Annotated in this window: 7 protein-coding genes; 3 read left to right on the forward strand and 4 right to left on the reverse strand. The window is 61.5% G+C overall.

The window, feature by feature from the left end:
* Positions 1-45 precede the first annotated feature (45 nt).
* The gene (locus F8N96_RS29125) at positions 46-1,029 is read left to right on the forward strand and encodes a GlxA family transcriptional regulator (protein WP_150800727.1); all 984 of its coding nucleotides are present in this window, start codon (positions 46-48) and stop codon (positions 1,027-1,029) included.
* Positions 1,030-1,094: 65 nt separating this feature from the next.
* On the opposite strand, the gene F8N96_RS29130 is transcribed toward F8N96_RS29125, so the two are convergent.
* From F8N96_RS29130 to F8N96_RS29145, 4 genes are all read right to left on the reverse strand, one after another.
* The gene (locus F8N96_RS29130; protein ID WP_150800728.1) at positions 1,095-1,484 is read right to left on the reverse strand and encodes a hypothetical protein; all 390 of its coding nucleotides are present in this window, start codon (positions 1,482-1,484) and stop codon (positions 1,095-1,097) included.
* Positions 1,485-1,681: 197 nt separating this feature from the next.
* Positions 1,682-3,508, reverse strand: a complete 1,827-nt coding sequence (locus F8N96_RS29135) for a glycoside hydrolase family 15 protein (protein ID WP_150800729.1) — start codon at positions 3,506-3,508, stop codon at positions 1,682-1,684.
* Positions 3,501-4,301, reverse strand: a complete 801-nt coding sequence (locus F8N96_RS29140) for a glucose 1-dehydrogenase (RefSeq protein WP_150800730.1) — start codon at positions 4,299-4,301, stop codon at positions 3,501-3,503. The genes F8N96_RS29135 and F8N96_RS29140 overlap by 8 nt, the downstream gene beginning before the upstream one ends.
* A 140-nt stretch (positions 4,302-4,441) precedes the next feature.
* Positions 4,442-5,965: a family 2 encapsulin nanocompartment cargo protein terpene cyclase gene (locus tag F8N96_RS29145; RefSeq protein WP_150800731.1), complete on the reverse strand. Its 1,524-nt coding sequence runs from the start codon at positions 5,963-5,965 to the stop codon at positions 4,442-4,444.
* A 206-nt stretch (positions 5,966-6,171) separates the two neighbouring features.
* Between F8N96_RS29145 and F8N96_RS29150 the strand changes: the two genes are divergently transcribed.
* Together F8N96_RS29150 and F8N96_RS29155 are read left to right on the forward strand one after the other, a co-directional pair.
* Positions 6,172-7,344 carry an MFS transporter gene (locus F8N96_RS29150; RefSeq protein WP_150800732.1) on the forward strand — a complete coding sequence of 391 codons (1,173 nt, stop codon included), beginning with the start codon at positions 6,172-6,174 and terminating at the stop codon, positions 7,342-7,344.
* Positions 7,345-7,603: 259 nt separating this feature from the next.
* A complete protein-coding gene (locus tag F8N96_RS29155; protein WP_150800733.1) occupies positions 7,604-8,338 on the forward strand; it encodes a thioesterase II family protein in 735 nt (244 codons plus the stop codon).
* Positions 8,339-8,643 lie beyond the last annotated feature (305 nt).

Below are 8,643 nucleotides of genomic sequence, written 5' to 3' on the forward strand. Positions count from 1 at the left end.
CGTAGGCTTTGGCGCATACGCCAATCACCCCACGAATTACGCCAAATGCCGAAAACCATCCGCGTACTCGCATTTCCCAACGTACAACTGCTCGATGTCACCGGCCCGTTGCAGGTGTTCGCCTCGGCCAACGACATCGCCCGCCAGAAAGGTCTGCCGCCGCCCTATGCGCCGACAGTCATCGCCAGCGGCGGCGGGGCGGTGATGTCGTCGGCGGGGTTGGCGTTGCTGGCCGAGCCGTTGCCGGAAGCGGGCAGCGATACCTTGATCATCGCCGGTGGCTGGGGTGTGTACACGGCGGCGAAAGATGAGCCGCTGGTGGCTTGGGTGCGTGAACATGCGGCCGGGTGTCGGCGAGTGTCCTCGGTGTGTACCGGCGCGTTTTTGCTGGCGGCCAGCGGCTGGCTCGATGGCCGGCGGGTGGTGACCCATTGGACCCGTTGCGAGCAGTTGGCGCACATGCATCCACGCCTGCGCGTCGAGCCCAACCCGATCTTCATCAACGACGGCCCGGTGTGGACCTCGGCCGGCGTCACTGCCGGTATCGACCTGGCGCTGGCCATGGTCGAGGAAGACCTCGGTCGCACCATGGCCCTGGAAGTCGCTCGCCAATTGGTGGTGTTCCTCAAGCGTCCAGGGGGCCAGTCGCAGTTCAGCGTGACCTTGTCCTTGCAGAAGGAAGGCAACCGTTTCGACGACCTTCACGCCTGGATCAGCGAAAACCTCACCAAAGACCTCGGCATTCCGAGCCTGGCCCTGCAAGCCGGCATGAGCGAACGCAGCTTCGTGCGCCACTACCGCACCGACACCGGCCAGACCCCGGCCCGGGCGATCGAACTGATCCGCGTCGAAACCGCCCGGCGCTTGCTCAGCGACACCGGTATACCGATCAAACGGGTGGCGGTGCAGTGCGGGTTCGGCAGCGAAGAGACGCTTCGGCGCAGTTTCCTGCGAGCCATGGGGGTGACGCCGCAGGCCTATCGCGAGCGTTTTTCCGTCAGCGCTCCAACAGATCCAGTAATGCCTTGACCGTCGCTTCGGGCGCTTCTTCGGGAATGTTATGCCCGACGCCCGTCAGCCCTCCTCAACGAACGTCAGGCTTCGGCTTCCGCCACCTGATTGAAGTACTTCGACCGATCCGGCGTAAAGGTCACCACCATGTTGGTCCTGGAACAGGTCAACGCTCGTTCTTCACTCAGATCGATATCCAGATCCTCGCCACGCAACCCTTGCCACTGGGCGAGGTACTTGAGGGATCCGTATTTTTCGAGTTTCTTCAGGCTGCGGCTGACGCCACCTTTCCAGCCCAGCACCGGCAATTCATCGGCGAGGCATCGTTGGGCGAGGTCGGGGAAGCGGGCGGCGCGTTGGCGGCCGATTTCCCAGCATTTGATCAGGCCCTTGTCGGCGGATTCCCACAGTTCGTCGCGGTTCAGGCCTGACCGGAGTGGGGTGTCGATGCTGCGGTGGATGCGCTGGGTCATTCTGGTTCCTTGAATTCGGGTTTTGTTGGACAGCTCCGCTGTGCCCGTTGAGGGTGATGGTAGGGAGGGATGTGGCGGCTGGCAACAGGGTATTTTGGGTACTGGAGGCGGATGTTGTTTATAAAATGTAGGACTTTGTCTTACACAAATCTGTGGCCAGGAAGCAAGCTCCTTCGCCACAGAAGGGCGACTCGGTCTCACGGCTGCCAGTAATTCTTCTCCCCACTCAATTTCCGATCCAGGAAACACGCCGCGCTGATCAGCGCCAGATGCGTCAGCGCCTGCGGCGTGTTGCCCAGGTGCCGTGCATGGCTGTCGAATTCTTCGGCATACAACCCCAGCGGGTTGGCAAAGCGCAGCAGTTGTTCAAATTCCAGATGGGCCTTCTCCACCTGACCGGCCCGGGCCAGGCACTCGACGTACCAGAACGAGCACGCGGCGAAGGCGCCTTCGGTGCCGGCGAGGCCGTCGATCCCGCTGTCTTCATTGCGATAGCGATAGACCAAGCCGTCGCGCACCAGGGTTTTTTCGATGGCTTGCAGGGTCGAGAGCCAGCGCGGATCCTTGGCGCTGACGAAACGCACCAGGGGCATCAGCAGCATCGAGCCGTCGAGGGCGGTGCCACCGATGTGCTGGACGAAATGCCCCCGTTCCTCGTTCCAGAAGTTTCCCCAGATGTCGGCATAGATCGCCTGTCGGGTCTGGTCCCAGCGGGCGAACGGGGCCGGCAACGAGCGTTTGGACGCGAGGCGAATGGCGCGATCCAGCGCTACCCAGCACATCAGTCGCGAGTGCAGGAAGTGATGTTGCTCACCGCGCATTTCCCAGATGCCCACATCCTTTTGCTGCCAGTTTTCACACACCTGATCAACCACTTCCACAGCGTGTTGCCAGCCCTCGTGGGAGATGGCATCGCCATATTTGTTGACCAGGTACACCGCGTCCATCAGCTCGCCGAAGATGTCGAGCTGGATCTGGTCATAAGCTTGATTACCGATGCGCACCGGCACTGCGCCGCCATGGCCGGACAGGTGCGACAGTTCGGTTTCCGGCAGCTCCTGGCGCCCGTCGATGCCGTACAGAATGTTGATTTTCATCGGCTTGCCCTGGCAATCGCTGACCCGCCCGCGCAACCAGCGCATGTAGTCGTTGGCTTCCTGGACGAAACCCAGGCGCATGAAGGCGTAGACGGTGAATGACGCATCGCGGATCCAGGTGTAGCGGTAATCCCAGTTGCGTTCGCCGCCAGGGGTTTCCGGCAAGCCGAAGGTGGCGGCAGCGACGATTGCCCCGTGTTTGCGCGAGGTCAGCAGTTTCAGGGCCAGGGCCGAGCGATTGACCATCTCCCGCCAGCGCCCCCGGTAACTGGATTGGCCGGACCAGTCGCGCCAGTACTTCAGGGTGCGTTCCAGGCACAGCGTGGCGCCTCCTTCCTTGAAGCGCGGATCGTCGATGCCGCCGAGCAGGAACTCGGCACTCTGGTCCTGTTCGAGGGTGAATTCGGCGACCGCCGCATTGTCTTCGATACGCAGCACCTGGTCTGAAGACAGGCGCAGGGACGGCTGGTCGGTGGCCGCGAAGGTCACGTGTCGGTCATCCATGCGCGCGCGGGTTTTGGCGCGCGCGTAGTCATGGCGCACGGCGCAGCGCATGTGAATGGTTACCCGGCCACTGACTACCCGCACCCGGCGCATCAATACCGGTAGATCATCCTCGCTGTCGCCAATGGGCAGCAGGTCGGTCACTTCCACCACCGCGCGGTCGCTGAGCCAGCGGGTTTGCAGCACGTTGGTGTCGGGCAGGTAAATCTGTTCGCGGCGAGCATCGGGCAGGTCTGGCGCCAGTTGGAAAATGCCCGCTTCGGGCGTGTCCAGCAGCGAGCAGAAGATCGACGGACTGTCGAACTCGGGCCAGCAGAAAAAATCCACGCTGCCCTTGTCGTTGACCAGCGCCGCGCTGCGCATGTCGCCGATGATGCCGTGGGCGTCGATGGCGCTTTGTCGTTCAAGAAGATGATCAACCATTGCCGCGAAACTCCGGATAGAGGCTCATGCCGCCGTCGATGAACAGGGTGGTGCCGACGATATAGTCGGAAGCATCGGAGGCGAGGAAGACCACCGCGTTGGCAATATCATCGACGTCGCCGACCCGGCCGTAGGGAATGAGTTTGAGTAGCTCTCGCTCGGCGTCGCCTACAGTTTCGCGGCGGTTGATCGCCGTGCGGATGGCCCCCGGCGCGATGCCGTTGACGCGGATGCGCTGGTGGCTGACCTCTTGGGCGAGGGACTGCATCAGCATGTCGACGCCACCCTTGGACGCGGCGTAATTGACGTGACCGGCCCAGGGAATGCGCTGGTGCACTGAACTCATGTGGATGATCTTGCCGGCGGCCCGGGACACGCCTTGGCGGATGCCTTGTCGATTGAAAATCCGCAGCGCGGCGCGGGCGCAGAGGAACTGGCCGGTGAGGTTGACGCCGATCACCTGGTTCCAGTCGGCGAGGGTCATGTCGACGGTGGCGGCGTCTTTCTGCATACCGGAATTGGCCACCAGAATGTCCAGATAACCGAAGGCGTCGAGGGTTTGCGCAAACAGCTGTTCGACGTCTTTTTCTTTGGAAACGTCGGCACCGATGGCGATCGCGCGACCACCTTCATGATTGATCTGCCGGGCCAGTTCTTCGGCGGGCTCGGCCTGGGAATGGTAGTTGATCACCACTGCGGCACCGGCCGCGGCCAGGGCTTTGGCAGCCGCGGCACCGATGCCGGAACTGGCGCCGGTGACCAGGGCAATTTGTTGAACGAGGGATAGCTGCATGAACGTCAGCGCCTTGAGTTGAGGGCCTAACTAGCTGACTGGCGAGCGCCGGATAGAGTTCAGGCCAACGCATGAAAAGATCTTCATTTGCTGGCGCAAGAACTTATTTCAAGATGGCCTGGACGGCAGGTCTTCATGGCTCAAGTCTGGTATCGGCTACTGTGGCGGTGCCATTCCAGGCTTCCCGCCACCCAGCTTTTCACGCCTGCCAGGTAACGCTTGAGCAATGGCGAGGCGTTCGCGAGCAGTTCTTTCTCGGCGGCTTCGTACAGTCGCATGACATCGTCATGAATGTCGGCGCTCAGCTGCATGGCGTGTTCGATCGAACAATGCCGCTCATTTGCCAGCAACCCCGGAAGATTGAAATCCCCGACTGCAGCCCGGCATTCCTTGGGGGCGGAATAAAGGTCATTGGCAATGATGGTAGCGCTGGCGGCCAAGGTTGTGACACGGCGCACGGCAGGCGAGAAATACACATTGGCCGGCAGCTCATAGCCGCCGATGATGTCTATCAGCGACATGCAGGGCAGAAAGCTGTTGGTCTGGCGCTGGGCCAGGTATTCCCAGAGGGCTGGTGTGGTGCCCATGAGGCGCCAGGCGGCTTCGGCTGTCATCGTGACGAACATGGCGATGATCTCATGACGGACCCTGGCGATCTGGGAGTGCGTGGCGAACTCGGCGACACGCGCCATGTACGCGCGCAGGCCCACCAGTACAGGATCACTGTCCAGGGCAGTTTCCAGCTCCATGCGGTAACACTCGGTCAGATGCACCGGTTCCAGGGCGGAAAGTGCGACGGACAGGCGAGGACCGACCAGCGCCGGTACCGATCCGGTGGTTTCGTCGTCGCAGTAGTAGTCATCCACGGCGAACAATGCGGCAATGCATTGAGCGGACAGCAGCAGGCGATCCGGATCGTCGGTGTCGGTGTGACACAACATCGCAAAACGGCCGAATCCCGAAGTGCGGACCTTTTGCTGCTGATCGGCGAAAATGCCGGTGTTCTCCACCCAGCCCATGAGTCGGTCATCGACCTCTGACGCGAGCGATTCGTCAATCCTGAGGAGTACCGGGCAGTGCAGCGCAGGTACGTGCCAGTCCGCAGTTACCCGGCCTGGCGGTGTGCAGCTCAGTGCGCGTTCATGCCATTGCCGTACGCCATCCAGGCCGTATGTTTCGAAGATCCTGCGAAACCACGCGGTGAACGTCTGCGGTGCAGCGTCGATGGCAGCAGGAATCTGCGAGAGCGCCTGCCATTGCCAGCTCTGGGCTTCATCGGGGTTCGCGACGGGGTCGATGTCGCATATACCTGCAAATACATGATCGTATTCGTGCTCGATAAGCTGGTTCGAGACGGGCTCGTGATAGAGCAAGGTCGAGACTTTGAACAGTTTGCAGGTCATGCCCATTTCTTCGCGCAACCGCCGTTGCGCTGCCGCGACAGTTCGTTCACCCAGGCGAGGATGGCCGCAACAGGTGTTAGTCCAGAGGCCCGCCGAATGGTATTTGCCAAGCGCCCGTTGCTGCAGCAGCAGACGCCCATCGCGATCGAAAATGAAAATGGAAAATGCGCGGTGCCGCAGGCCTTGCTGATGTACCTGCAACTTGGGGGCATAGCCGGTCTGGCGGTCTTTCGGGCTGACCAGAATCAATAGCTCTTCCATAGCAAGACTCCTGCAGGTCTTCGCTACTGGACATTATTGCGGACCAGACTTCGTAGTGAACTTCAGACTTTGTTTACGTGGGAATGGAAAATCTAGTTCAGCTCCGATAGCTGCGCAAGGCTGTTGCCAGGGGCATTGCCCGGGCATTTTTTACTCCTGGTCGGCTTTGTGGCACTTTGCACGTCCACAATGGATCAGAGGGCCCCATGGCAAACCCTTACCGCGAGCTATTCAAAGCCCCAGGCGCCCGGGCTTTTGTGCTGGCGGGCATGATCGCGCGCATGCCCATCTCCATGACCGGCATCGGCCTGATCACCATGCTCTCGCAACTGCAGGGTGGGTACGGATTGGCGGGCGCGGTGGCCGCCACGTTTGCCTTGGCCACGGCATTTTGCGCACCGCAGGTTTCGCGCCTGGTGGACCGTTTCGGGCAGCGGCGGATCTTGCCGGTTTCAGCGCTGATCGGCGGCGGGGCGTTGCTGCTGGTATTGCTCTGCACCCGTTTGCAAGCGCCGAACTGGACCTTGTTCCTGTTTGCCGCGCTGGCTGGTTGCATGCCGAGCATGTCGGCGATGGTGCGGGCGCGCTGGACCGAGTTGTATCGTGGTCAGCCTGAGCTGCAAACCGCCTATGCCCTGGAGTCGGTGCTCGACGAGGTCTGCTTTATCGTCGGGCCGCCGTTGTCGGTGGGGTTGTGCGTGGTGGCGTTTCCCGAGGCCGGGCCGTTGATGGCGTTGCTGATGCTGGCGGTCGGGGTCACCGCGTTTGTGCTGCAGCGCGACACCGAGCCGCCCGTGCATCCCCATGAAGCACATCATCCAGGTTCGATCATTCGTTCCAGCGAGATTCAATGGCTGGTGCTGTTGATGGTCGCCATGGGCACCATCGTCGGCGTGATCGATGTGGTCAGCGTCGCGTTCGCCCAGCACCAGGGCCAACCGGCGGCGGCGAGCGTTGTGCTGTCGGTGTATGCGATTGGCTCGTGTCTGGCGGGACTGGCGTTCGGGGCATTGCGTTCGAAGGTGCCATTGCCTCGGTTGTTTCTGTACGGCGGGGTGGCGACGGCGGTGACCACCTTGCCGCTGCTGCTGGCGACGAACATTCTCGGGTTATCGCTGGCGGTGTTCGTCGCCGGGCTGTTTTTCGCACCGACCTTGATCGTTGCGATGGCCCTGGTGGAGCAAATAGTGCCGCCGGCCAAGCTCACCGAAGGCCTGACCTGGCTGGTGACCGGGTTGAGTATCGGCGTGGCGATCGGCGCGGCCAGCTCGGGGTGGCTGATCGATGCCTTTGGCCCCCGCAGCGGGTTTTGGGTGGCGATCGGGGCGGGGGCTGTGGTGCTCGGTTCTGCAGTCCAAAGCCATCGTCATTTGAAATAGAGATCAAATTGTAGGAGCTGGCTTGCCAGCGAATGCGGTCTGTCAGTCAACATCTCTACTGAATGTGCCGCCGTCTTCGCCGGCAAGCCGGCTCCTACATGGGGTCGGCGTCGTTCCCCGAATTCGTGTTCACCAAAAATCTCCTGTAAGCGGGCAAGTCGAATCGTCGCACCGCCGCTCCCACAGGATGATTTGTACAACTAATTTCCTTTGGCGCTCATCCGTTCTCCTATACATACAACTTCTCGAGGTAAGCCCGGTGACCCAGCTGACATTGCTGTGCCTGCCCTATTCAGGCGCGAGCGCCATGGTCTACAGCCGCTGGCGGCGCAAACTGCCGGAGTGGCTGAAACTGCAGCCCGTCGAGCTACCGGGACGTGGCGCGCGGTTTGGCGAACCCTTGCACACCGACATGCGGCGCCTGGCGCTGCAACTGGCCCATGAACAGAAAACCACACTCAAGGCACCCTACGCCTTGTTCGGCCACAGCCTGGGCGCATTGCTGGCCTGTGAAATGGCCCATGCCTTGCGCTCGCTGGGCTTGCCGGAGCCGGTGGCATTGTTCGCTTCAGGCACGGCCGCACCGACGATGCGTGCCGACTACGATCGTGGTTTTGCAGAGCCGAAGACGGATGCCGAGTTGATCGAGCAGTTGCGCACGCTCAACGGTACCAGCGAAGAAGTGTTGGCCAACGAAGAGCTGATGGGCCTGACGCTGCCGGTATTACGGGCGGACTTTCTTCTCTGCGGTCGATTCGAGCCCATTCAGCAACCCATGCTCAAGTGCCCGGTCCACGTGCTCGGCGGTACGACTGACCGGGCCACCCCCGAGCAGTTGATCGGCTGGAGCAAGGAAACCCGCGGCAGTTTTTCCGTGGACATGCTGGCCGGTGGGCACTTTTTCATCCATGAGCACGAGGCCAAGGTGTTACGGGTGATCAAAGACCAGCTGGAAGTTCATCACCGGCGGCATGCCATGGCCGCCAGCGCCTGACCCCTCGACCACCGCCCCCTGTAGGAGCTGGCTTGCCAGCGAAGAGGCCAGCACAGGCGCCATAGATGTTGCCTGAACCACCGCCCCCTGTAGGAGCTGGCTTGCCAGCGAAGGCGTCGGATCAGTCGACATTGATGTTGAATGGGCTGGCCCCTTCGCTGGCAAGCCAGCTCCTACAGGGGACCATCCCCGCCCCCCACGATCTACCTTCATTCTGATACTTGTTCTCATTCGCTAATTTTTCCGGTCTGCATTCGTTTTATAGGGACGACGTGCCTTTGTGCTTCCCGCCACTGATCCGGATA

Source organism: Pseudomonas fluorescens (assembly GCF_902497855.1).
Classification (GTDB): Bacteria; Pseudomonadota; Gammaproteobacteria; order Pseudomonadales; family Pseudomonadaceae; genus Aquipseudomonas; species Aquipseudomonas fluorescens_BI.